Consider the following 23,449-nt stretch of genomic DNA (forward strand, 5'->3'; position numbering starts at 1 on the left):
TTTGCATGCAAACCGTTTCGTCTTCGTCCGATTCTTCGCCGCTTGCCGACCCGCCGCGCACGTCCGTGCGCTTCGCCAGCCAGGTCGGCTTCATCTACCGCCAATGGCGCAAGGTGCTGAATCGGCGCCTCAAGGCCCACGGCCTCACCGACGCCAGCTGGGCGCCGCTGCTCGCCCTGTCCAAGGCCGGCCGGCCGATGCGGCAGAAGGAACTGGCCGATCACCTGTTCCTCGATACCTCGTCGATGGTCCGCATCCTCAATCAGTTGCGCGAAGCGGCGCTGGTCGACTGGGCGGCCGATCCCGAGGATCGCCGCGCCAAGTTGATTTCGCTGACGGCACGTGGGTGGGAACAGGTCAGGGAGATCGAAGGCGCGTCCCGCAGCCTCGAAGCCGAGGCCTTGCGCGGCATCGCCGCGGAGGACGTCGCCACGACCCGCGCAGTGCTTGCTCGCATCGCCGAGCGCATCGGGGAGATCGAACTCGGCGCACAGTGCGAACGCAGCGGGGAGGGCGCTGGCAAAGCGGGCGACAGCGGCTGAAACGGCCGCCGCGTCCGCTTTCCCTGGCTTCCCTTTCCCGCCTCCGAGGAGCTTCGGCTCAAATGCGCCTTCCTTCCCCTCCTTCGTTCGAGACGCTTGCCGAACGCTACGGCGAGCGCTACAAGTGGATGCTGCTGATCGTGGTTGGCATCGGCACCGTGGCCGGCGTGCTCTCCACTTCCAGCTTCAACGTCGCGATCAACGCGCTTGCACAGGACTTCGGCCTCGGCCAGGAGCGCGTGCAGTGGGCGATGACCGGTTTCATGGCGGCGATGACGCTGTCGATGCTGCCCGCACCCTGGCTACTCGACCGCATCGGCTTCCGCAAGCTCTTCATGTCCGCGCTGATCCTGCTGGTGCTGAGCAGCATCGCCGGCAGCCTGGCCACCAGCTTCCCGACGGTGGTCGCCGCGCGGGTGCTGCAGGGCTGCGCCACCGGCGTGCTCCAGCCCTTGAGCGCGCTGGTGATCCTGCGGTTGTTCCCGCCTCATCTGCAGGGCCAGGCCTCCGGCCTGCTGATGCTGGGGCTCGGGCTCACGCCTGCGGTGGCGCCGGCCTTCGGCGGCGTGCTGATCGACCGTTTCGGCTGGGAGTCGATCTTCTACCTGAACCTGCCCTTCGGCCTGCTGGCGCTGCTGGCCGGTATCTTCCTGCTGCCTTCGCCGCGCGAGATCAGGCGGCATCCGTTCGACTGGCTGGGCGCGGGCCTGCTGTCGGGCGCCACGCTGGCGATGGTCGAAGGCATCGCCAGCCTGCAGCACAGCGGCCTCGTCTCGGTGTGGACGCTGGGCAGCTTCCTGCTCGCCGCGGTGCTCGTCGTTGGCTTCGTGCTGCATGCCCGGCGCGCCCGGCAGCCGATCATCAGCTTGGACATCTTCCGTTCGCGCACTTTTTCGATGGGCACGCTGGTGTCCTTCACCTACGGCTTCGGCCTGTTCGGCTCGACCTACCTGATCCCGGTGTTCCTGCAGCATGCGCTGGGCTACACTGCGACGGCGGCCGGCAGCGTGCTGATTCCGGGCGGCATCGCGCTGATCCTGTCGACGCCGGTCGCCGGCCGGATGGTCGACAAGTTCTCGCCGCAGCAGGTGACGATCTGGGGGCTGGTGCTGTTCGGCCTGTCCTTCTTCATCTTCTTCGCTCTCGGCGGCAAGGTTGATTACACCGAGCTGATCGTCGCCACCGTGCTCGGCCGCATCGGCCTGGGCCTGATCCTGCCGGCACTCAACCTCGCGACGGTCCGCGACCTGGCGGCGCATCAGCATGCGCAATCCTCGGTCGTGGTCAGCTACGCCCGCCAGTTGGGTGGCGTGTTCGGCGTGGCGGTCATCGCGGTGTTTACCGAATGGCGGGTGCAGGCGCTGGCCGCTTTGCCCGACGGCCTGCCGCTCGCCTACGCCCAGGGCTTCCTGTTCATCGGCCTGACGATGCTGGCTGCCGTCTGCGCGGCCTGGCGGATGAAGGGCCAGCCTGCCGCGCAGGCCTGATCACGGCATGTGCCCGCGCTGCGGCCCGGCTCCCAGCTTCATCGCCCACAGCCACCATGCTGCGCCCAGCAGCGCCAGCAGGCCGCCGGCCAGGCCGACATGCTGCAGCCTGGCATGCGAACTCACCTGGCTGCCGATCAGTGCGCCCGCACCGATGCCGACGTTGAACAGGCCCGAGAACATCGCCATCGCCACCATCGCCGCACCCCAGACCGAAACCAGCACATACAGCACCTAGCCGTCGCCGACGGAGGTGGTCAGCAGCATGCCCGGCAGCGACACCAGCGTCACCAGCTAGGCATAGATGGTCAGCATCAGACCGACGTGCTCGACCGGCATGCCGAAGCTGCCGCCGATGTCGCTGAGCAGCCCTGCCGGCACGAATTCGCTGGTATTGAACACGAATGCGCCCAGCGCCAGCGCGGTCACGCTGAGCCAGCGCTGGCGGTCGGTCAAGGCGGACGACGAAGGAGAAGCGGCAACGGCGTCCGCCGGGGCGGGCGGACGCGGGGAAGCGGGTGCAGGGGGCATGATGCGGGGGGGGGGCTCAGGCCTCGCCGTCGGAATCCGCCTTGTCCAGCATGCGGCGGTGCGTCGCCTCGTCGTCCATCAGCTCGAACCACATCGCGTTGAGCACGGCGAAGGCGGCTGCCAGCGGCAGGCCGAGGAGCCAGGAAAAGTACCACATGGTTTGTCCTCCGCTGGGGGTCAGTACGAATGCCCTTCGCCGGTGGCGATGGCGACCGGGTCCACCTTGCCGCGCAGGATGCGATACACCCAGGACGTGTAGGCCAGGATCAGGGGCATGAAGATCAGCACGCACACCAGCATGATGAACAGCGTCATGTGGCTGGACGACGAGTCCCACACTGCCAGGCTCACGCGCGGGTCCAGCGACGAGGGCAGGATGATCGGGAACATCGCGGCGCCGACCGTGAGGATGATGCAGGCGATGGCCGCCCCGCTGGACAGCAGCGCCAGCCACTCCCTGCGGCCGCGCATGCCCAGCAGGCTGAGCAGCGGCAGCAGCACGCCGAGCGCGGGCAGCAGCCACAGCACGGGCCGGGCGCCGAAGTTGGCCAGCCACGCGCCCGCCGTCACGGCGACCGTCTTGGCCGCCGGGTTGGACGGCCCGGCAGGGTCGATGGCGCTGGTGATCGCGTAGCCCGGCACGCCGCCGAGCGCGATCCAGACGCCGGCCAGCACGAACAGCACGCTCGTCAGCACCGCGGCGATGCCGCCCCAGCGCGCGGCGCGCGCCGACACTTCGCCTTCGGTCTTGAACACCAGCCAGGCGGCGCCGTGCATCAGCAGCATGAACAGGGACACCAGGCCGCACAGCAGCGCGAAGGGCGTCAGCAGGCCGAAGAAGCTGCCTTCGTACCAGATGCGCATGTCGTCGCCGAGGCGGAAGGGCACGCCCAGCAGCACGTTGCCCACCGCCACGCCGAACAGCAGCGCCGGTGCCAGCCCGGTCAGGCACAGCACCCAGTCCCAGGCGTTGCGCCAGCCGGGTTCCTCGCGCTTGCTGCGGAATTTGAAGGCGACCGGACGCAGGATCAGCGCGGCGAGAATGGCGAACATCGCCAGGTAGAAGCCCGAGAACGACACCGCATACAGTTGCGGCCAGGCGGCGAAAATCGCGCCGCCGCCCAGGATCAGCCACACCTGGTTGCCTTCCCAGATCGGGCCGACGGTGTTGATGACGACACGGCGCTCGACGTCGGTCCTGGCCGTGGCCCGCAGCAGCCCCATGGCGCCCAGGTCGAAGCCGTCCATCACCGCGAAGCCGACCAGCAGGATGCCCAGCAGCAGCCACCAGATGACGCGCAGCACCTCGTAGGAAATGAGTTCATGCAGGATCATGGCGAATCCCTCCTCGCTCAGCGCGTGCGCGCCAGCTTGTCGATCATCGGCTGGTAGAAGCTCAGATGCGGTTCGCTGACATGCGGCGGCCCCTTGCGGATGGCCTTGAGCATCAGCTTCATCTCGATGACGAACAGCACGGTGTAGATCAGGACGAAGCCGGCGATCGTCAGCAGCAGCGTGCCGGCGCCCAGGTTGGAGACGGCCATCGCGGTCGGCAGCACGCCTTCGATGACCCAGGGCTGGCGGCCCACTTCGGCGACGATCCAGCCGCACTCCACGGCGATCCAGGGCAGCGGAATCGACCATACGGCGACTTTCAGCAGCCACGGATGGGCATCGAGCCGGTGGCGCGCCGACAGGACGAAGAAGGTGGCCGTCAGCAGGACGAAGAACACCCCCAGGCCGACCATGATGCGGAAGGTCCAGAACAGCGGGCCCACCGGCGGCACGCTGTCCATCGCCGCCTGGCGGATCTGCTCATCGGTGGCATGACGCGGATCATCCACGTAGCGCATCAGCAGCAGGGCATAGCCCATGCGTGCGCCCTTGTCCTCGAAGCGCTGGCGTGCCTCGGCGGGGATCTCTGCATCCGTCTTCGCGGCACGAATGGCCTGCAGCGCATCGTAGGCATCGATGCCGTCGCGGATGTAGCCTTCGGCGTCATCCACGAGCTGGTTGATGCCCGGAATCTCCTGTGTCAGCGAGCGCGTGCCGATCAGGCCCATGACCCAGGGGATGTGTACCGCGTAATGGGTTTCGCGCGCCTCGCGGTCGGGGAAGCCGAAGGCGGTGAACGAAGCCGGCGGCGGCTCGGTCTCCCACATCGCCTCGATCGCGGCCAGCTTCATCTTCTGGTGCTCCGAGGACTGGTAGCCGCTCTCGTCGCCGAGCACCACCACCGACAGCGAGGCGGCGAGGCCGAAGGAGGCCGCCACCGTCATCGAGCGCTTGGCCAGCGGCACGTGGCGTCCCTTGAGCAGATACCAGGCCGACACGCCCAGCACGAACAGCGATGCCGTCACGTAGCCGGCCGACACCGTGTGCACGAACTTGGCCTGGGCCACCGGGTTGGTCAGCACGGCGAAGAAGTCGGTCACTTCCATGCGCATGGTCTGCGGATTGAAGGCCGCGCCGACCGGGTTCTGCATCCAGCCGTTGGCGATCAGGATCCATAGCGCCGAGAAGTTCGAGCCCAGCGCCACCAGCCAGGTGGCGCTCAGGTGCTGCACCTTGGTCATGCGGTCCCAGCCGAAGAAGAACAGGCCGACGAAGGTCGCTTCGAGGAAGAAGGCCATCAGGCCCTCGATCGCCAGCGGCGCACCGAAGATGTCGCCGACGTAGTGGCTGTAGTAGCTCCAGTTCATGCCGAACTGGAACTCCATCACCACGCCGGTCGCCACGCCCATGGCGAAGTTGATGCCGAACAGGATGCCCCAGAACTTGGTCATGTCGCGCCAGATGGTCCGGCCGGTCATCACGTACACGGTTTCCATGATCGCGATGAGAACGGCCAGGCCCAGCGTCAGCGGCACGAACAGGAAGTGGTACAGCGCCGTGATGGCGAACTGCAGCCGCGAGAGATCGACGATGTCGAGGTCCATGAAACCTCCTTTGCTGCGGTACTTCAAAGGGGCAATGCAGCGCCTTGGCGCGGGGTGGAACCCCGGCGTCAATCCGCTGCATCGGGTCTGAGCCGGGCCAGGGCCAACTCATATTCGCGGGTGCCGCGTTGCGCCTGCCGGGCAACGCGTCCGTCCGCGAGCCAGATAATCCGGTCGGCCAGCCGTGCCTCGCGCTGCCAGTGCGTGGCCAGCAATAGGGTACGCCCTTGAGCGGCTTGTGCAAGCCGCTGCATGACATCGGCAGCGGTGACGGCGTCGAGACCTTCGGTGGCTTCGTCCAGCAGCCAGCATCGGGACGGATGCAGAAACAGCCGCGCCAGCGCCAGGCGGCGCGCCTGGCCGCCCGACAGGCCCAGGCCGCCTTCGCCCAGCAAGGTGTCCAGCCCCTGCGGCAGGGCCTTGATGTCCCGGGCCAGTCCGGCGGCTTCGAGTGCGTTCCACAATGCGGCGTCTCCGGCATCCGGCGAAGCCAGGCGCAGGTTGTCGTGCAGGCTGTCGCGGAACAGCTCGGTGCGCTGCGTCATCCAGCAGCACGGCAGGGCGGCAGCCCGTCCCGAGGCGGCGGGCAGTTCGCCCGCGATCACTGACAGCAGGCTGCTCTTGCCGGCGCCGCTGCTGCCGATCAGGGCAATGCGCTCGCCCTCGCGGACGTGCAGATCCAGCGGCCCGAGGATTTCCGGCCAGCCCGGATGAGCCACCCGCAGCTGGTCCAGCTGCACAGCCAGGCCGCCAGCGGGCTTTGCCCGCTCGGCCGACGGTGGCCCGTCATCAGCCGCCACCGCGGCGCCGAGGCGGCGGACTGCGAGCCAGCTGCGGCCGGCTTCGGCCGCACCCCGGCGGAGGGCGGCGAACGGCTCCATCGCCGACAGCGCCAGCAGGATGCCCAAGGCCGCGACGGCGACGCCGATCCGTTGCCCTTCCACCAGCCAACCCATTGCCGGCAAGGCGGCGCTCAAGGTCAGGGCGCTCGCCAGGCCATAAGCCTGTGCCGCACACGCCTCGGCGCGGTACAGCCGGTCGTCGGCTTGCGCGGCGCGCGCATCGCAGGCCTGCACCGCCGCGACCTGCGCAGGCAGGCGGCCCGTCATCAGCAGTTCCGCCTGCCCTGCGACGAGGTCCACGCTTTTCAGGCGCAGGGTTTCCAGCGCCATCGCACGGCGGATCGCGGTCTTGCGGGTCCGCAGGCCGTGCCACAGCGCGATGCCCCAACCGGCCAGCAGCAGCCAGGCCAGCGTCAGCAGGCCCAGCCACCCGTGCATGATGCCGAAGGCCAGCGCCGCCAGCAGCGCCGCGCCGAGCGCCGCGATGCCCGGCACCAGCAGACGCAGGTACAGGTTGTCCAGCGCATCGACGTCGGCCGTCAGGCGCTGCAGCAGGCGGGCGGGGCGCAACAGCAGCAGGCGTGCAGCCTGGGGGCGGGACCAGTGGCGGAACAGCTTTTCGCGCAATGCCGCGAGCACGGCCAGCGTCGCGTCGTGCGTGACCAGGCGCTCCGCATAGCGTGCGCCGCTGCGGCCCAGTGCCAGCAGGCGGATGCCGGCCGAAGGCATGAAGACGTCGAACATCAGCGCCGTGGCCGGCACCAGGCCCGCCAGCGCGGTGGCTGCGATGAACCAGCCCGACAGCCCCAGCAGCGCCATGCCCATCAGCACGGTCAAGGCCGCCAGCAGCGCGCCGCCCAGCCATAGCCGGCGCCCGGCCATCACAGCCAGGGTGTGTAGCAGGGGTTTCATGCTGCGGCGCAGGGACGGCTTGCGACCCTTCATGCCGCCTCTCCGTCCGCCGAGGGCGGGAGCGGCCGCCATGGCAGCCGGATCACCCGGTCCATGCGCTGCGCCAGCTGCGCATCATGGGTGGCGACGATCAGCGTGCGGCCGCGGGCGATGCGCAGCAGGCTGTCGATGATCTGCCCTGCGGTCACCGGGTCCAGGTGGGCGGTCGGCTCGTCGACCAGCAGCAGTCCGGCGTCCCGGTTCACCGCCAGGCGCGCCAGCGCCAGCCGCAGCACCTCGCCGCCCGACAAGCCGCTGCCGCCTTCGCCCAGGCTCGAGGCCGCGCGCGCCTGCAGCACGGCGCCCAGCGCCGCCTGCTCGGCGGCGGTCCGGACGTCGTCGGCACCGAGGTGCACACGCCCCAGCGATACGTTGTGCGGCATCGAGCCGGCAAAGACATGGGCGTGCTGCCCCATCCATGCCATGCGGGCGCGCATCGCTGCGGCCGTTTCGGCATTCAAGGGCTGGCCGTCGATGCGTATCTCGCCTCTGGCGACCGGTGCCAGGCCGGCGATCTGTGCCAGCAGCACCGACTTGCCGCTGCCGCTGGGGCTCCACAGCGCCACGTGCTCGCCTGGCTCGACGTGCAGGTTCAGCGCTTCGAGCCGCGTGTCGCTGCCGGGCGCCTGGACTTCGAGAGCCACGATGTCGACCGCTGCTGCTGTGCTTGGAGCAGGGGGCATCCGCTCGGCCTCGATGCTGCCGACGATGGATGTCGCCTGGCGGCGCAGGTCTTCCAGCGCTTCGAGCGCTGCTTCGCCGGCGGCGCGGTCGTGCCAGACGGCGGACAGTTCGCGCAGGGGTTCGAAGAATGCGGGTGCCAGCAGCAGCACGAACAAGGCCTCGCCCAGGCTCAGCTTCTGCCCCCAGGCGCCGAAGGGCAGGGTGCCGAGCAGGTGGAAGCCCACATAGACCGCCACCATCGCCACCCCCAGCGCGGAAAACAGCTCCAGCACGGCCGAGGACAGGAAGGCGATGCGCAGCACGCGCATGGTGCGCTGGCGCAGGGCTTCGGCATGCGCTCGCAGCCGCCGGGCCGAGCTTTCCACCGCGCCCAGTGCCCGCAAGGTGCTCAAGCCCCGCAGGCGATCGAGCAGGAAGGCGTTCATGCCGCCCATTTCCGCCAGTTGCTCCTCGCTGGCGGCGCGGGCGCGCCAGCCGACGATGGCCATGAACAGCGGAATCAGCGGCGCGGCGAGGATCAGGATCAGCGCGGCCAGCCAGCTCTGGCTGGCGACGACGGCCGCAATCGCCAGCGGCACGACGCGCACACGCCACATCGCGCACTGGTAGCGCGCCAGCCACGGCACCACGGCTTCGGCCTGTTCGGCAAGGACGCTGGCTGCCTGGCCCGATGATGGCCGTGCCTTGTCCAGCGGCGACGAATGGGCCAGGGCCTGCAGCGCCCGGGCACGCAACTGGCTCAACACGGTGCGTGCGGCGCGATGGGCCCGCAGCACGCCGGTACCGTCGCACCAGGCGCGCAGCATGCCCAACGCCAGCACGCCTGCGGTGGCTGCCAGCAGCTGCCGCATCGGCTGTCCGTCCGCCATCTGCTGCAGCGCCCAGGCGAGCAGGCCGGCCTGGGGCAGCCACAGCAGCGCAGCGGCCAGTTGCAGCATCGCGCCGCTGCGGGAAGAAGTGGCCATGTCCGGACCTGGGGGCGAATCCATGGGCTGTGCCGCCGGGGTGCGTGCGAGATGCTGCCCGAATCCGAGGGCGCGCGCGGGACATTCCGCGTTCCGGAGTCGGCCATCGTCGCCTTTCGATCGGCCGGCTGCTCCCTGATGCGCTTGGCTACGCAACAACGCTTTACCTCCCCGGGTTTTGACGATCTCGCCGGCATGGTATATGACGTGAATGAATCGCGACGCTGGAGGGGCGGCCGCTGGCCCGCTTTACGGCGGGGCGAATCGCCACGCGCCCGGTATTCACGGGCATCGCCACCGAAGCCGCTGCTGCGGCCCAGGGTGTGTTCAGTTGTAATTTTCGAGGAGCAATCATGAGCAGACTTCGCATCGGCGTGATCGTCGGCAGTGCCAGCCGGACCTCCATCAACCGCAAGCTGGCCCAGGCCCTGGTGAAGCTGGCGCAGGATCGGGCGGATTTCGAGTTCATCGACCTCGACCATCTGCCGATGTACAACCGTGATGACGACGCAGACTATCCGGCCGTCTTCCAGGCCCTGAAGGACAAGGTGCGCACCCAGGACGGCATCCTGTTCGTGACGCCCGAGCAGAATCGTTCGATCCCCGCGCTGCTGAAGAATGCGCTCGATGCGGCCAGCCGGCCCTACGGCAGCAGTGCCTGGGCGGGCATCCCGGCCGCAGTCATCGGCACCGCGGGCGGCGGGCCGGCCACTTCCATGGCCCAGCAGCACCTGCGCAACATCCTGGCCTACCTCGACATGCCGACGATGGGGCAGCCCGAGGGTTTCATCCGCTGGCATGACGAATTGATCGATGCCGAAGGCAATGTGGGTGCCGCCAGCCACGACTTCCTGAAGGGCTACATGGACCGGTTCGTCGCCTGGGTCGAGCGTTTGCGCAAGGCCTGATCCACCGCCCTGTGCAGCATCGGCATAAGGCGGGGGTGGTGGCTGCCTGTTGACCTTCCAAGCGTGGCAAGCCTCATGCTGCCGGACGTGACATTTCCCAAGGAGCTTCCGATGCGATTCCATATCGAAAACATGACCTGCGGCGGCTGCGCCCGCGGTGTGACCAAGGCGATCCAGTCGGTCGACACCGACGCGAAGGTAACGGCCGATCCGCCCAACCGCCTGGTCGAAGTCGAATCGTCCGCGCCTCAGGCGCAGATCGAGGCGGCGCTGCAGGAAGCAGGTTTCCCGCCGAAGGCGGCCTGAGGCTGGTTTTTCAGCCGGGGGCTGAGCCGCGAAAACCTTCGTAGGATGGGTAGAGCGCAAGCGAAACCCATCGGTTGCGACTTGTCGGGGATGATGGGTTTCGCTGCGCTCTACCCATCCTACTTGGCTGTAGAGCTGTAGGGTGGGTCGGGCCGTGCGGGTAGGGGCCGTAGGCGAAACCCACCGCGTCAAAGCGGCTCCATGGCCGATGGGTTTCGGCTCATGCGGCCCGGCCCTTCCCGCAAGCCGGGCTGGCTGCTTTTTCCACCTCGTCCTGCTCCAGATTCGCCAGAATCGGGCAGTCGGGCCGGTCGTCGCCCGCGCAGCAGGCCACCAGCGTCTGCAAGGTGTCGGCCATCTGCCGCAGTTCGTCGATGCGCCGCTGCAGGTCGGCGATGTGCTGTTGCGCGACCCGCTTGACGTCGGCGCTCTTGCGCGAGCGGTCGCGCCACAGCCCGAGCAGGTCGTGGATCTCCGCGACCGCAAAGCCCAGGTCGCGGGCGCGGCGGATGAAGCGCAGCATATGCACGCCGGACTCGGTGTAGGCGCGATAACCCGAGTCGGTGCGCGCCGCCGGCGGTATCAGCCCGACCGACTCGTAGTAGCGGATCATCTTGGCCGAGACGCCCGAGGCCCTGGCCGCTTCACCGATGTTCATCGTCCTTCCTCCTCATGCCCGGGCGTCGGCCGCCAGCGGCGGCTGGAAGCGCCGCAGCCGCAGCGCATTGCCCAGCACGAACACGCTGGACATCGCCATTGCGCCGGCGGCGAAGATCGGCGACAGCAGCACGCCGTACGCGGGGTAGAGCGCACCCGCAGCCAGCGGGATCAGCGCGGTGTTGTAGGCGAAGGCCCAGAACAGGTTCTGGTGGATGTTGCCGATCGTGGCTTTCGACAGCGCGATCGCGTTCGGCACGCCCTGCAGGTTGCCGGACATCAGCACCACGTCGGCCGCTTCCATCGCCACGTCGGTGCCGGTGCCGATGGCCAGGCCGACGTCGGCTTCGGCCAGCGCCGGCGCGTCGTTGATGCCGTCGCCGACGAAAGCCAGCACGCCATGGGCGGCCTTGAGCCGCTGGATCGCCTGGACCTTGCCTTCGGGCAGCACTTCGGCCACCACTTCGTCGATGCCCAGCTGCGCAGCGATGGCGCGCGCCGTGCGTGCGTTGTCGCCGGTGATCATGGCGACCTTCAGGCCCAGCGCGTGCAGCGCCGTGATGGCCGCGGGCGTGCTCGGCTTGATCGGGTCGGCGACGGCGAGGATCGCGGCCAGGCGGCCGTCGATGGCGGCGTACAGCGGCGACTTGCCTTCGCTGCCCAGCCGTTCGGCGCTGACGGCGAATGTATCCACGTCCAGGCCCAGCGAGCGCATGTAGCGGTCTGCGCCGACTTCCACGCGCTGGCCGCCGGCCGTCGCCCGCACGCCCATGCCGGTGACGGACTCGAACGCGTCCAGCGCGGGCAGGGTGATGCCTTCCTGCTCGGCCGCTTCGACGATGGCGCGGGCGATCGGATGCTCGGAGCGCGATTCCACGGCCGCGACCCGCGCCAGTACCCCGGCACGCTCGAAGCCTTCGGCCACTTCCAGGTCGGTCAGTGCCGGACGGCCTTCGGTCAGCGTGCCGGTCTTGTCCACCGCCACCACCCTGGCATCCTTCAGCAACTGCAGCGCTTCGCCCTTGCGGAACAGCACGCCCATCTCCGCGCCGCGGCCGGTGCCGACCATGATCGAGGTCGGCGTCGCCAGGCCCATCGCGCAGGGGCAGGCGATGATCAGCACCGCCACCGCATTGACCAGCGCGAAAGTCAGCGCCGGCGACGGGCCGAAGGCCAGCCAGATCAGGAAGGTGGCCAGCGCGGCGGCCATCACCGCCGGCACGAACCACAGCGTCACCTTGTCCACCACCGCCTGGATCGGCAGCTTGGAGCCCTGGGCCTGCTCGACCAGGCGGATGATCTGCGCCAGCACGGTCTGGCTGCCGACCGCGGTGGCGCGCAGGCTCAGCGCGCCTTTCTGGTTGACCGTGCCGCCGACCGCTGCGCTGCCCGCGGACTTCCAGACCGGAATCGGCTCGCCGGTGATCATGGATTCGTCGACGTAGCTCTGTCCTTCGATGACTTCGCCATCCACCGGCACCCGTTCGCCGGGGCGGACCTCGACGACGTCGCCCAAGGCCACCTCGCCGATCGGAATGTCGACCGTGCGACCGTCGCGCACCATGTGCGCCACCTTGGCCTGCAGGCCGACCAGGCGCTGGATGGCCTGCGAGGTGCGGCCCTTGGCGCGCGCTTCCAGGAAGCGCCCGAGCAGGATCAGCGCCACGATCACCGCTGCCGCCTCGTAGTAGACGTTGACCGTGCCGGCCGGCAGCGCGCCGGGCAGGAAAGTGGCGACCACCGAATACGCATAGGCCGCGCTGGTGCCGACCGCGACCAGCGAGTTCATGTCCGGCGCCAGGCGGAACAGTGCCGGAAAGCCCTTGGCATAGAAGCGCCGGCCGGGGAAGAGCAGCACCAGCGTCGTCAGCACGAACTGGATGATCCAGCTCGTCTGGGTGCCCAGCGTGTGCGACACCCAGTGGTGCATCGCCGGGATCATGTGCGAGCCCATCTCGAGGATGAACACCGGCAGGGCCAGCACTGCGGCGATGCCCAGGTCGCGTTGCAGTTCGGCGCGCTCGGCATCCTTCTTCGCCAGGGCTTCGTCGTCGCCGGCCTGTGCCGCGGCCTCGATGGCGCGGGCGTCGTAGCCGGCCCTGTCCACCGCCGCGATCAACGCATCGACGCCGGCCACGCCGCGCACGGTGGCGCGCTCGGTGGCGAGGTTCACATTGACTTCGGCGACGCCGGGCACGGCCTGCAGCACTTTCTCGACGCGGCCGACGCAGGATGCGCAGGTCATGCCCTCGATCGCCAGCTCGGTGGTGCTGGCCGGCACGTCATAACCGGTCTTCTCGACCGCGGCGATCAGCGTCATGCGATCCACCGGCGCAGCCAGGCGGATGTCCGCCCGTTCGGTGGCCAGATTCACCGAAACCTGCGCGACGCCCTCGACCTTGGCCAGCGCCGCCTCGACGCGGCCGACGCAGCTGGCGCAGGTCATCCCTTCGATCGGCAGGCTGACCGCCGCCGTGACTGGCCGGGCCTGCGCTTTCGCGGATGCGTTCATGATTCCTTTCCTCGCATTGATGCCTTGACAGCATACAGGCTAGACCTTGCCATCATGGGAAGGTCAAACCGCAATGATGCCTGTTCTGAAAATGGCAGCCATCAGCCGGGCAGAGTGGATCGGGTCGCGCAGGTGGAGCGAAGCGAAACCCGATGCTCCCGTGAATGGCACGATCGGCGGGGGCTCCAGCCTGCCAGAAGTGAGCGCTTCGGCTCAGCCAGCAGCACCGTGGAAAGGCCAGAACACCGGGATGAAGATCACCCCCAGCACCCAGAAGATCAGGTTCAGCGGCAGGCCGACCTTGACGAAGTCGCTGAAGCGGTAGCCCCCGGCGCCATAGACCATGGTGTTGGTCTGGTAGCCCACCGGCGTGGCGAAGCTGGTCGATGCCGCGAAGGTCACCGCGATCAGGAAGGGCGTGGCGTCGACGTCCATCATCCGCGCGGTGGACATGCCGATCGGCGTGAGCAGCACCGCCGCCGCGGCATTGCTCATGAATTCGGTCAACAGCAGCGCCATCAGGTACAGCACCGCCAGCACCATCAGCGGCCCCGAGTCGCGCACCAGGCCGATGGTGTTTTCCACCAGGAAGGCGGCGGCGCCGGTTTCGCTCATCGCCACGCCCAGCGGCAGCAGGCCGGCCATCAGGATGATGATGCGCCAGTCGACGGCGTCGTAGACATCATCCGCATCCAGGCAGCCGGCCAAGGTCATCGCCACCGCGCCCATCAGCGAGGTGACCGCGATCGGCGCCCAGCCCAGTGCCGACACGCCGATCACCAGCGCCATCACCGCCAGCGCGAAAGGTGCGCGCCAGCCGCCCGGCTGCTGCGCCTCACGCTCGGACAGCACGATGACGTTCTTGTCCTTGCGCAGCGCCGGCATTTCCGCCTCGGGCGTCAGCATCAGCAGGATGTCGCCCACGCGCAGGCGCACCTCACTCAGCTTGTCGCGCAAGACCTGGCCGCGGCGATGGATGCCCAGCACCGTCGCGTCGTGCTGCCAGCGGGGTGCCAGCGTCGCCAGGGTGCTGCCGATCGCGCGCGAGCGGGGCGCGACCATCACTTCGGTCAGCACCTGGGCCACTGCCGCGAAATCCTGCCGGCCGAGCTTGAACTGCGAATTCACTTCGAGGCCCGCCTTCTTGCGCAACTCGTCCAATTGCGACCAGTCGCCGCGCGCCAGCAGCACGTCGCCTTCCTGCAGCGTCTGCGCCCGGGGCGACCAGACCTTTTCGTCGCCGCGCAGCAGTTCCAGCACGAAAACGCCGAACCCCTCGCCCAGCTTGGCTTCGCCGACCGAGATGCCGATCAGCGACGAGTCGGGCATCACCCGCAGTTCGGTGATGTATTTGCCCAACTGATAGTGCTCGACCAGCTCCGCGCCCCGCGTATCCGGCAGCAGCCAGCGCCCGAGCGTCAGCAGGTAGAAGCAGCCCGCTGCCATGCAGATCAGGCCGAGCGAACTGAACTCGAACATGCCGAAGCCGGGATGGCCCATGTCCCTCGCCATGGCGTTGACCAGCAGGTTGGTGGAGGTGCCCACCAGGGTGCAGACTCCCGCCATCTGCGACACATAGGACAAGGGGATCAGCGCCTTCGAGGCCGACATGCCGACGCTGGCCGTCGCCGCCATCACGATCGGCATGAACACCGCGACCACCGCGGTGTTGTTGACGAAGGGGGCGATCACCGCCAGCACCGCGAACAGGATGATCAGGAATTGCAGCGGGGACCCGGCACGCCCGAGCAGGCTGCCGATGCCGGACAGCGCGCCGCTGTTCTGCAGCCCGGCGGCCAGCACGAACATCGCGGCTACCGTCACCGTGGCCGGATTGCTGAAGCCGCCGAGCGCCTGGCCCGGGGCGACCAGGCCGGTCAGCGCCAGGCTACCGAGCACCAGCAGGGCGACCGTGTCCATGCGCAGCTTTTCCGTCGCGAACAGCACAATGGCGGTCAGCGCGATGAAGAGGACCGTCACGATTTCGATCGTCATGCCGGGTACTCCCTGGGCAGGGTGGCGGCCGGGTTAATCCAGGCTGTGGGCAAAAGATTAGCGGATCGTTGTGGCGGATGGAGCCAGGCGATGCAAGCGATAACAGGAGAAGCCTGGGCAGCAACCCCCGGATCTGGATTTTTTCCGATGAAATACCTGCTCGACACCCATGCCGTCATTGCCATTATGAAAAGCCATGACGGCATGTTGGCCCGTTTGCAGCAGCATCTGCCAGGCGACTTCGCCATGCCTTCCATCGTTGCCCATGAGCTTTGCTACGACGCCAGGCTCAGGGGCGCCCGGCAGCGGCCCGGCCTGGAGTGTCTGCTTTACAATTCCACGCCTTTTCTTTACATTTATCGGTGCCGTACTTTACAAATGAAGGGGTGCCATGGACATCGTCGATACTCTCATCCTGCGCATCATCGACAGCGGCGAGCCGCACGTTGCGAGTACGGCGGCGGCGGAGTTGGGCGTATCGCGGCAGACCATTGCCACCCGCCTCAAGCGCCTGGCCGGTGATGGCATCATCCAGGCCAAGGGAACCGGGCGCGGCCGACGCTATGCCTTGCTGCCGATTCTGTCCGTGCGCAAGACGCATGGCCTGGAAGGGCTGGACGAGCATCGGCTCTGGGTGGCGGACGTGGCGCCGCTCGTTGCCGATCTGCCGCCCAATGTCGTCGATATCTGGCGCTATGGCATCACCGAGATGGTCAATAACGCAATCGACCATTCCGAAGGCGGGCAAGTGACCGTCGCCATCGAACGTGATGCGCTGCGTACCACGATGCACGTTGCTGACGACGGCGAAGGCATTTTCCATCGTATCCAGCGTCTGCTGGGCCTGTACGATCCGCGTGAATCCATCCTGGAACTGGCGAAAGGCAAACTGACGACCGATCCTGCACGCCATAGCGGTGAAGGCGTGTTCTTTTCGTCGCGGATGTTCGATCGCTTTTCCATCGTGTCGCGCAATCTGGTCTTTTCGCACGAAGCGGCAAGTGCCGACTGGTTGATCGGCGGCGACAGCGAGGTGGCCGGCACGCAGGTAAAGATGGTGCTGGCCAATGACAGCCCGCACACGGTGAAGGCCGTGTTCGATGAATTTGCGATGCCCGAGGAATTCACCTTTGCCAAAACCGTCGTTCCCGTCCGGTTGGCGCAGCACGAAGGCGAAAAGCTGGTGTCACGCTCCCAGGCCAAGCGGCTGACGCAGCGCTTCGAGCGTTTCCAGACGGTGGTGCTCGACTTTACGGGCGTTGAAGAAATCGGCCAGGCATTCGCGGATGAAGTGTTCCGTGTTTTCCAGGCCTCGCATCCGACGCTCGAAATGACACCGGTCAACATGAGCGAGGATGTTCGCAGGATGGTGGCGCGGGTGCGGGCGGGGTAGCGTGGCGAGGAGGCAGCGCGTTGGCGGCATTGAGCCAGATGCTGCTGCCGTCGGTCAGGACGATTTCGCGGACTTCGGTGGTGCCGCTGCGGTAGCCGGCCACCCAGGCCTGGGCAATGCCGGGCAGGGTGGTGCGCCAGCCGAGCCGACCCAGGCGCTCATGCGCGATCTGCAGCAGTGATGCAGCGCCCGAACCTACAGGTGGAAATCGCCCGCGGCTTCTGGCTGATAAAGCACTTTCCTGATCCGGATATGGCAGGTTCGATCCGGAATCCGCCAGTCGAAGGCATCGCCCTCCTTGTAGCCCAGGATCGCGGTGCCGATGCCGGAGCAAACCGACAATTTCTCGGCGCTGTCGTCCGCATCCTCCGGGTAAACCAGCGCGACTTCCACCTTCTCGTCGTCCACCTCCAGCAAGGCCCTGGAGTTCATCGTGATGACATCTTCCGCCACTTGCCGCGGATCGACGACGATGGCGCGCTCGATCTCGTGCTCCAGCTCGAAAATGTCCGATTCCATACTGAGCTCGACCAGACTCTTGAGCCGGGCCCTGTCGACTTCGGTGATGTAGATGTCGCTGGCGAGAGCCGCAGGGCTTTCACGCAAGAGCCGGAGATAGCGCGCCGAATTCATGGCGAAAGACTTCATCGTGGGCGTCTCGCTTTCCAGCAGGAAGCCATTGCGCAGGAAAGCTTTCAGCGACCGCGCGTTGTCCGGGTGGATTTTGGCGATGAGCTTCTCCGCCCGCATGTCGAAGAAGGCGAGCTTCATGCCTTCGCGGATCACGCTGGTGCCGAGCTTGCGGCCCCAGTCGTCGCGGTTGCCAATGACCAGGACCATTTCGCAGTCCGGGCCCTTCTTGACGAGACGGACGAAGCCCACTGGCACGTCATGCCGGTCATAGGCCATGAAGAACCGGCCGCCCTGGTTGAACAGATGGGTCAGGATCGGCAACTGGACCCGGCCGATGACCTGCTCGATGAACCGGGAGACATGGCGCGAATCGCTCAGGTAGCGGGTAACGCCCTCGTCCTCCAGCCAGTCCATCAGCGTCAGCGCGTTTGCCCGAGTGATCTCGGGACAAAGAAAAATAAAAGGCTCGTTCATCTTCACCCCCATTGGGTTTCAAGAATGAAAGCCTTCCATGGCCTCGGCCATGACGGTTCTTTCGACAGCGCACTCGTCAAGAATTGACGTCGATCTTGGTCCGGAATGGAGAGGAATTACCCAAGAAATTGATCGCCCAGTGGCCGTCCCTGGCGTGGAGCGGGTGAAGGGAACATCACGCCGCACTCAAATCGTTGATTGATAACGGATTTATTCCGTTGGCGCTACGGAATAAGGCCAGATTATGTACCTGTAGCGAGCCCCCGGCAACTCGGCGTGACCGTTGCTGCCGCATTGGCTCACCCAGAGCCGTCAGACACTGCCCAGTGCCAGATGCACAACAGCCCCCAGCCTATCTATAGGCTCATCCAGCCACCTCACGTCTCACGCGGGGGCAACGCCGTCCGGCAGGAAGCCACCATGTTCATCGTCATGCAGGCTGAGGTACTCAAGTCGCCATTGATCCACACGCCGAAGGTCGGCGAGGGTCATGTGTGTATCTGGGACTGGCTCGCAGGCGTCGAGGGCGATTTCCGTTGCCGCATCGGGAGGGCCGTACGCTTCGATGAAAAGCGCTCGCAATTGTTGCACTACGCTCTCGGCGGACTCACGCGCACCTGGCCCACCTTCGATGGCGTCATAGGCCACCGATATGGACAACGCATAGGGCTCACCATCAGAAGCCTCGATGCCCCGCTGCTCGCCCAGATCGAAGAACAATCCCACCAGATGTCTGGCTTCCGGAGCGAGGATGCGGGCGATCCGGCTCTTGACGTCCCTCTTGCCGACACGCTTCGCAAGCCGGTTCTCGAAGGCGTTGGGGAACGCGGGCCGGCCATAGCGTGCCGCCAGCCATTGCTTCAGGGTGCGCTTCGATTCATCCGAAAGCGACGCTTCAAGAAACCGGGACGCGCCCCGGCCAAACTCGACTCTCGGGATGGACCTTTTCTCCGCATGCCGCAACTCCAGCACCATCGATCCTCCATCCGCCTTGTCATACGCAAGATGCAGCCGCCGGGGGTTCTTGGCATGGGACAGTTGCGGATCCTCACGGGCATCGCCGATCAAGTCCGCCACGATGACCTCAATACAGGGTTCGTGCGGGTGAGGAATGTCACAGTCGTGGGAGATCACGACAGCGAAGCGGCCATCCTCCAGTGACTCGACCAATCCCAGTTGCAGCGATCCATCGCTGGTCAGCAAATCTCCCTGCCGCCATGACGTCTCCCGGTCCAGCATCGCGCGATCCCCGAATCACTGCTCGGGATAGCCAGGAATGGAAGCAGCGGAACGCCAATCATCCGTTGGCGCGGCCTTGCTCTTGGCCAGTCCCGACCTTTCGTATGCCGCATCCATGGCCTGAGCCTCTGAAATCAGGGTTTGGACATGCTCCATGACAGTCTGGTTTGCAGCGATGAGATCCAGGAGAGACCTGCCGTCAAACGCCTTCATCTTCAGCATCATTGGCGCCCGTTTGACGCCTGCTTCGCGAAAGGCGTCGGCCACTTGGCTGAGTGCCTGTATCCGAGCGAAGTTGTCCGCTTCTGGCGTCGACTCCCCCCCCAGCCATTTGTAGATCGCTTGCCGGGAAACACCAAAGGTCCCGGCGAGATCAGCGATTGCTGGATTGAGCACCTCACGGATGTTGGCCAGATGCTCCGAAGCGCTTCGCAGATCGGGACGAACTGCCTCCTCGCCATCCACCTCGATTTCGACGTGAATGGGAGTCCGCGCCTCCACCAGCCTGCGCCATTCCCCCGCCCGGGTCACATCGAACACGCTGCCAGTACCGCCAACCAACTGCGTGATCCCCATCAGGGCGAAGGCAGCCGTGGCCGCGACTCGAACGGGTACGATCGACGGCGAAGTCCTGATTGTCGGGAATGTCTCGGTGTACATGTGGGGGTCTCCAGCGTTACGCCCATGCCCGGCGCGCGTGATCCGTGGTGGTCGCCTTGAACACGGACTTGATTGGGACATGCAGCGAGCGCAGTTGTTCTTCGAGCTTGCCGAGATCGATAGGCATGCGACCTTCGCAGAAATGGTCGGTATCGAGCACACCATGCTCACGTGGCGTGGACATGGCGAAACGCGGATTCAGTGCCAGCCCGTTCGGCAGCATATCGGGAGGGAAACCAAGCTGCGCCGTTGCTCTGTATACCCTTGCAACCAAGGTTCCGACGGGAACGAGTGGACCAACATCGGTTGAAAACACGGACTCACTCATTGCGTGTCGGCGAACCGCGTCGAATCCCACCCCATGGACGCCACCGACAAGGTACTGTTCAACGGACTCTCCGTCTGATGGCACCACCGCATCCAGGTAGCGCAACCCAAGCCGCCCCACGTGGTCAAGGCTGACCGCATCATGCACGGCATCCAACCCACGCAGTAATTCCGGAATGAATGTCTTGTGGGTGTCGTAATGCGTCGTATGAAACGTGATTGTCGAAGGGGACAGGATGAAGCCCGCAGATCGATCACTCCTGGTCAGGAGCCAGGATACCGTTTGCTGGATCTTTGGTTCGGCTTGTTGTGCTTGGCCTGGCCCGGACACGACCAAGTGAGTGACCTGCTGCGGCTCGAACAAGGGATACCCTTCACGACGCAGTCGATCTTGTATTTGGTCGACATACTTGACCATGGCCGCCACCGGATTGAAATGCGCCTGTGCCAGCGCGTAGTACACCGGCGCATTGGACATTCGTTCGCTCACAGGCCGCTCCATCTTCTCGGTTGACACTTCAGTTGCCAGTTTACACCATGGTTGACACCCATGCCAGGGAGCATTGCCCAATGCGGCTGGATCAGGGGGGCGCAGGCTCAGGCTAAGGATACGGCGCCGTCAAAAGCCTTCCAGTACGTCGACACCCCCGTCCGCGTCACCATCGCCGGCTCCCGACGTTCGCCCCGCCGGCTGCCCTTGCCTGCGGGAAGGGCTGCGCACCCGCTGTGGCAACAATTCCCGCACCAGTTCCATGCCAAGGGCGTCCTTCTCCAGGGTCATCGCCCGTGACAGGTCATCGAGCCGGCCCAGCACGTGCAGCGCGCGCAGGAAGGTGTGCAGCGCGGTGCCGGGGTAGCCATCTTCCATGCGCCTGACGGTGCTCAGGGACGTGCCGATGCGCTGAGCAAGGTCTTCCTGGCTCAGGCGGCGCATGCGCCGCGCCGCCGAGATGTCCTGCCCCAGGCGGTGCAGCGCACGCGCGACGGGCTGCGGCATCGCCACCTGCGCACCAGAGCGTTTTTGCTCGGAAGAGGACATCTTTTAGAAGCTCAAATATGAGCTTATTAATCAAATAATCGTCCATATTTGAATGAATAATCGATGCTTGGTCAACCAAGGACAGGATCGGAAGACCATGCAACAAGCCTTTGCCGTCCATTGCGGTTCTTGACGCAGTTCTGGTCACGGCTGCGTCAACGAGCACTGCTTGATCGCTGGATGCCGCCATGGGTTCATCGGTGGTCGGCGAAATCTGACACTTGTGATACGCCCGGTTCTTTCCTGGCCTGGCGGGTCATTGCTCATGAAGCCATGACGTGCGCTGGCTACATGAAGCGAGCCGATGTCTCTCCTGTCAGGCGAAGCGTTTCCGTCCACAGCGCTTCGGCCAGGTCCGGATCTGCGGCGTAGGGGCGGACGCCGAACCGCCCCTCGGCTTCGACCGGAGCGATGTCGCTGTCCTCGCAATACACCCCGCCGATCCCTTCCAGTTCCGGCGCCGTGGCGCACCAGACCATGGTGGCCGCGCCCTGGGGGAAGTTCTTCTTGTCGTTGGCCGGGTCGATCAGGGGCGTGCCATCCGGGTTCAACGCCCCGTAGGCTTCCAGTTCCTCGGGGCTTATGTGCCGGGCCAGGTTCCCGAGGATCGAGCCTGGATGCACCGAGTAGGCACGGATGCCGTGTTGCCTGCCTCGCGCATCCAGCGCCACCGCGAACAGGGCGTTGGCGGTCTTCGATTGGGCATAGGCCGCGATCTTGTCGTAGGGCCGCCGGGTGAAATCCAGATCGGTCAGGTCGAATCCGGGCAACAAATGCCCACGGGAGGACAGCACCACCACCCGTGCCGTGCCGGCCGCCTTGAGCACCGGCCAGAGTGCGGCCGTCAGGCGGAAATGTCCCAGGTGGTTGGTGGCGAACTGTCCTTCGCGCCCTTCGGCATCGCGGAACAACGGCGTCGCCATGATGCCGGCGCTGAGAACCAGCAGGTGCAGCGATCGGCCGCTGGCGAGGAAGCCCTCGGCGAAGGCACGGATCGAGGCGGGGTCGGTCAGTTCCATCCCGGCCACTTCGACCCGGGCGAGCCCGGCCAGCGCCCGGCGCGCGGCGTCCACGTTGCGCGCCGGAACGATGACACGGGCACCGAGGCCCGAGAACACACGAGCGGACTCCAGCCCAAGGCCGGACGCACCGCCAGTGACCACCACGGTCTTGCCGGATAGGTCGATGCCGCGGGCGACTTCTTCGGCGGTAGTGAAGGGTGTGAAAGGGGTGCCGAGCGGCTTTTGCATCGGGTTCATCGTTCATCTCCTGATCTTGACGGAGAGATGATGGCCCGCGCCGGCAGGATCATCTATGCTAGAAATTCTCATTTTCTGTTCAGATCATCCTATGCTGCCAGACGAGCCACTTTCGCAATTGCTGGCGCTGGCCGGGGTACAGGCGGCCGTCTCGACCGGACTCCAGGCGCGGGGGCTGTGGGCGCTGCGGGTCGCTTCGCTTCCGACGCTCAAATGCAACGTGATCCGCCGGGGCGAGTGCGGGCTGGAGGTGGCCGGGCAGCGCTGGGCGCTGAAGACCGGCGACTGCTTTCTGGTCGCGCCAGGCAGACCGTTCACACTCGGCACCGATCTCGACCGGCTGGCGCAACCGGCGCAGGACGTCTTCGCCGGTTGCGAGAACACCCTGATCGCGCAACTCGATGCCGGACCCGGGCCGGAATTCCTTTGCCTCGGCGGGCGCATGGATTTGCCACCGGCCGCCGCGCTGCTGATCGATGCCCTGCAAGCGGTGACGGTGATCCCCGGCAGCAGCCCGGTGGCGCTGCGGATCGGCTGGCTGCTCGACCGGCTGGAGGAAGAGTGCCGCGCGGAGGCGCCGGGATCGGCGGCCATGGCGACTCACATCATGCAGATCGTATTCATCGAGTTGATCCGGGCCTTGCCGGCAACCGCTGCCCGCGGGTGGCTGGCAGCACTGGCCGATCCGCGTATCGGGCCGGCACTTCGCGCCATTCATCGCGAGCCAGGCAGAGCCTGGCGGCTGCAAGAACTGGCCGAGGTCAGCCATCTGTCGCGATCGCAGTTCTCGGCCCGGTTTCGGCAGACGGTGGGGCAGGCACCGATGGACTATCTGCTCCATTGGCGGATGGCGCTGGCGCGCCAGGCGTTGTCACGCCCCGGGGCCACGATCGAGTCGGTGGCGGATGAACTGGGCTATGCCTCACCAAGCGCCTTCGGCGTGGCCTTCCGCCGCGTCACCGGCACCACCCCGCGACGAGTAGCGCGCGAGGTGACGCGCCAGCCGCGCCGGACGACCTGCAGCGACACAACCTGATCGGCCTGAACTACGCGCGCGCTGCCAGCGACGGCCAGGCCCTGCGCCGCCTAGCCGTGGCCGGGCTGGG

The 23,449-nt window shown here is 66.4% G+C and carries 22 protein-coding genes; 6 read left to right on the forward strand and 16 right to left on the reverse strand.

Annotated features, from left to right (window positions below; all coding sequences use genetic code 11):
* Together TBU01S_RS11440 and TBU01S_RS11445 are read left to right on the forward strand one after the other, a co-directional pair.
* On the forward strand, window positions 1-542 hold a 542-nt coding region (locus TBU01S_RS11440; protein WP_217999604.1), incomplete at its 5' end, for a MarR family winged helix-turn-helix transcriptional regulator.
* 62 nt (window positions 543-604) lie between these two features.
* The gene (locus TBU01S_RS11445) at window positions 605-2,029 is read left to right on the forward strand and encodes a DHA2 family efflux MFS transporter permease subunit (RefSeq protein ID WP_068636783.1); all 1,425 of its coding nucleotides are present in this window, start codon (window positions 605-607) and stop codon (window positions 2,027-2,029) included.
* Here the strand turns inward: TBU01S_RS11445 and TBU01S_RS11450 are convergent, their stop codons facing one another.
* The 7 genes from TBU01S_RS11450 to cydD form a co-directional block, all read right to left on the reverse strand.
* Entirely contained in the window at window positions 2,030-2,263 is a 234-nt protein-coding gene (locus tag TBU01S_RS11450) for a hypothetical protein (RefSeq protein WP_068636784.1), read from the reverse strand. It lies immediately after the preceding gene.
* A gap of 60 nt (window positions 2,264-2,323) precedes the next feature.
* Window positions 2,324-2,560, reverse strand: coding sequence for a hypothetical protein (locus TBU01S_RS23870; RefSeq protein ID WP_217999605.1), 237 nt, complete (start codon window positions 2,558-2,560; stop codon window positions 2,324-2,326).
* 16 nt (window positions 2,561-2,576) lie between these two features.
* Window positions 2,577-2,717 (reverse strand): cytochrome bd-I oxidase subunit CydX, encoded by a 141-nt coding sequence (cydX, locus tag TBU01S_RS11455; protein WP_068636785.1) that lies wholly within the window; start codon window positions 2,715-2,717, stop codon window positions 2,577-2,579.
* A 20-nt stretch (window positions 2,718-2,737) separates the two neighbouring features.
* The gene (gene cydB, locus TBU01S_RS11460; protein ID WP_068636786.1) at window positions 2,738-3,895 is read right to left on the reverse strand and encodes a cytochrome d ubiquinol oxidase subunit II; all 1,158 of its coding nucleotides are present in this window, start codon (window positions 3,893-3,895) and stop codon (window positions 2,738-2,740) included.
* Window positions 3,896-3,912: 17 nt separating this feature from the next.
* On the reverse strand, window positions 3,913-5,499 hold the full coding sequence (locus TBU01S_RS11465; protein WP_068636787.1) for a cytochrome ubiquinol oxidase subunit I: 1,587 nt from the start codon (window positions 5,497-5,499) through the stop codon (window positions 3,913-3,915).
* Between the two features lie 68 nt (window positions 5,500-5,567).
* Window positions 5,568-7,286, reverse strand: a complete 1,719-nt coding sequence (locus tag TBU01S_RS11470) for an amino acid ABC transporter ATP-binding/permease protein (RefSeq protein WP_068636788.1) — start codon at window positions 7,284-7,286, stop codon at window positions 5,568-5,570.
* Window positions 7,283-8,941 carry a thiol reductant ABC exporter subunit CydD gene (gene cydD / locus TBU01S_RS11475; RefSeq protein WP_083953582.1) on the reverse strand — a complete coding sequence of 553 codons (1,659 nt, stop codon included), beginning with the start codon at window positions 8,939-8,941 and terminating at the stop codon, window positions 7,283-7,285. The genes TBU01S_RS11470 and cydD overlap by 4 nt, the downstream gene beginning before the upstream one ends.
* A gap of 353 nt (window positions 8,942-9,294) precedes the next feature.
* On the opposite strand from cydD, the gene TBU01S_RS11480 reads away from it, so the two are divergent.
* Both TBU01S_RS11480 and TBU01S_RS11485 read left to right on the forward strand, forming a co-directional pair.
* Window positions 9,295-9,849: an NADPH-dependent FMN reductase gene (locus tag TBU01S_RS11480; protein ID WP_068636789.1), complete on the forward strand. Its 555-nt coding sequence runs from the start codon at window positions 9,295-9,297 to the stop codon at window positions 9,847-9,849.
* A gap of 75 nt (window positions 9,850-9,924) precedes the next feature.
* Entirely contained in the window at window positions 9,925-10,155 is a 231-nt protein-coding gene (locus tag TBU01S_RS11485; RefSeq protein WP_281178438.1) for a heavy-metal-associated domain-containing protein, read from the forward strand.
* A gap of 220 nt (window positions 10,156-10,375) precedes the next feature.
* Here TBU01S_RS11485 and cueR read toward each other — a convergent pair whose 3' ends face one another.
* From cueR to TBU01S_RS11500, 3 genes are all read right to left on the reverse strand, one after another.
* A complete protein-coding gene (cueR, locus tag TBU01S_RS11490; protein WP_068636791.1) occupies window positions 10,376-10,813 on the reverse strand; it encodes a Cu(I)-responsive transcriptional regulator in 438 nt (145 codons plus the stop codon).
* Between the two features lie 12 nt (window positions 10,814-10,825).
* Complete coding sequence (locus TBU01S_RS11495) at window positions 10,826-13,324, reverse strand: heavy metal translocating P-type ATPase (RefSeq protein ID WP_068636792.1); 2,499 nt, start codon at window positions 13,322-13,324, stop codon at window positions 10,826-10,828.
* Between the two features lie 213 nt (window positions 13,325-13,537).
* Window positions 13,538-15,319, reverse strand: a complete 1,782-nt coding sequence (locus TBU01S_RS11500) for an SLC13 family permease (protein ID WP_068636793.1) — start codon at window positions 15,317-15,319, stop codon at window positions 13,538-13,540.
* Between the two features lie 391 nt (window positions 15,320-15,710).
* On the opposite strand from TBU01S_RS11500, the gene TBU01S_RS11505 reads away from it, so the two are divergent.
* On the forward strand, window positions 15,711-16,712 hold the full coding sequence (locus TBU01S_RS11505) for an STAS-like domain-containing protein (protein WP_068636794.1): 1,002 nt from the start codon (window positions 15,711-15,713) through the stop codon (window positions 16,710-16,712).
* 195 nt (window positions 16,713-16,907) lie between these two features.
* On the opposite strand, the gene TBU01S_RS11515 is transcribed toward TBU01S_RS11505, so the two are convergent.
* The 6 genes from TBU01S_RS11515 to TBU01S_RS11540 form a co-directional block, all read right to left on the reverse strand.
* Window positions 16,908-17,831 (reverse strand): bifunctional GNAT family N-acetyltransferase/nucleoside diphosphate kinase regulator, encoded by a 924-nt coding sequence (locus TBU01S_RS11515; RefSeq protein ID WP_245650905.1) that lies wholly within the window; start codon window positions 17,829-17,831, stop codon window positions 16,908-16,910.
* Window positions 17,832-18,203: 372 nt separating this feature from the next.
* On the reverse strand, window positions 18,204-19,058 hold the full coding sequence (locus TBU01S_RS11520; protein WP_068636796.1) for a hypothetical protein: 855 nt from the start codon (window positions 19,056-19,058) through the stop codon (window positions 18,204-18,206).
* A gap of 15 nt (window positions 19,059-19,073) precedes the next feature.
* Window positions 19,074-19,718, reverse strand: a complete 645-nt coding sequence (locus tag TBU01S_RS11525) for a transcriptional regulator (RefSeq protein ID WP_068636797.1) — start codon at window positions 19,716-19,718, stop codon at window positions 19,074-19,076.
* Window positions 19,719-19,734: 16 nt separating this feature from the next.
* Window positions 19,735-20,535 carry a TIGR04255 family protein gene (locus TBU01S_RS11530; RefSeq protein WP_217999606.1) on the reverse strand — a complete coding sequence of 267 codons (801 nt, stop codon included), beginning with the start codon at window positions 20,533-20,535 and terminating at the stop codon, window positions 19,735-19,737.
* 129 nt (window positions 20,536-20,664) lie between these two features.
* Window positions 20,665-21,042, reverse strand: coding sequence for a helix-turn-helix domain-containing protein (locus tag TBU01S_RS11535; RefSeq protein WP_217999607.1), 378 nt, complete (start codon window positions 21,040-21,042; stop codon window positions 20,665-20,667).
* Window positions 21,043-21,371: 329 nt separating this feature from the next.
* Window positions 21,372-22,343: an SDR family NAD(P)-dependent oxidoreductase gene (locus TBU01S_RS11540; protein WP_068636800.1), complete on the reverse strand. Its 972-nt coding sequence runs from the start codon at window positions 22,341-22,343 to the stop codon at window positions 21,372-21,374.
* Between the two features lie 55 nt (window positions 22,344-22,398).
* Here TBU01S_RS11540 and TBU01S_RS11545 point away from each other — a divergent pair, with 55 nt between their 5' ends.
* Window positions 22,399-23,379, forward strand: a complete 981-nt coding sequence (locus TBU01S_RS11545) for an AraC family transcriptional regulator (protein ID WP_083953584.1) — start codon at window positions 22,399-22,401, stop codon at window positions 23,377-23,379.
* The last annotated feature ends 70 nt before the right edge of the window (window positions 23,380-23,449 follow it).

Origin of the sequence: Thauera butanivorans NBRC 103042, assembly GCF_001591165.1 — a bacterium.
GTDB lineage: Bacteria > Pseudomonadota > Gammaproteobacteria > Burkholderiales > Rhodocyclaceae > Thauera > Thauera butanivorans.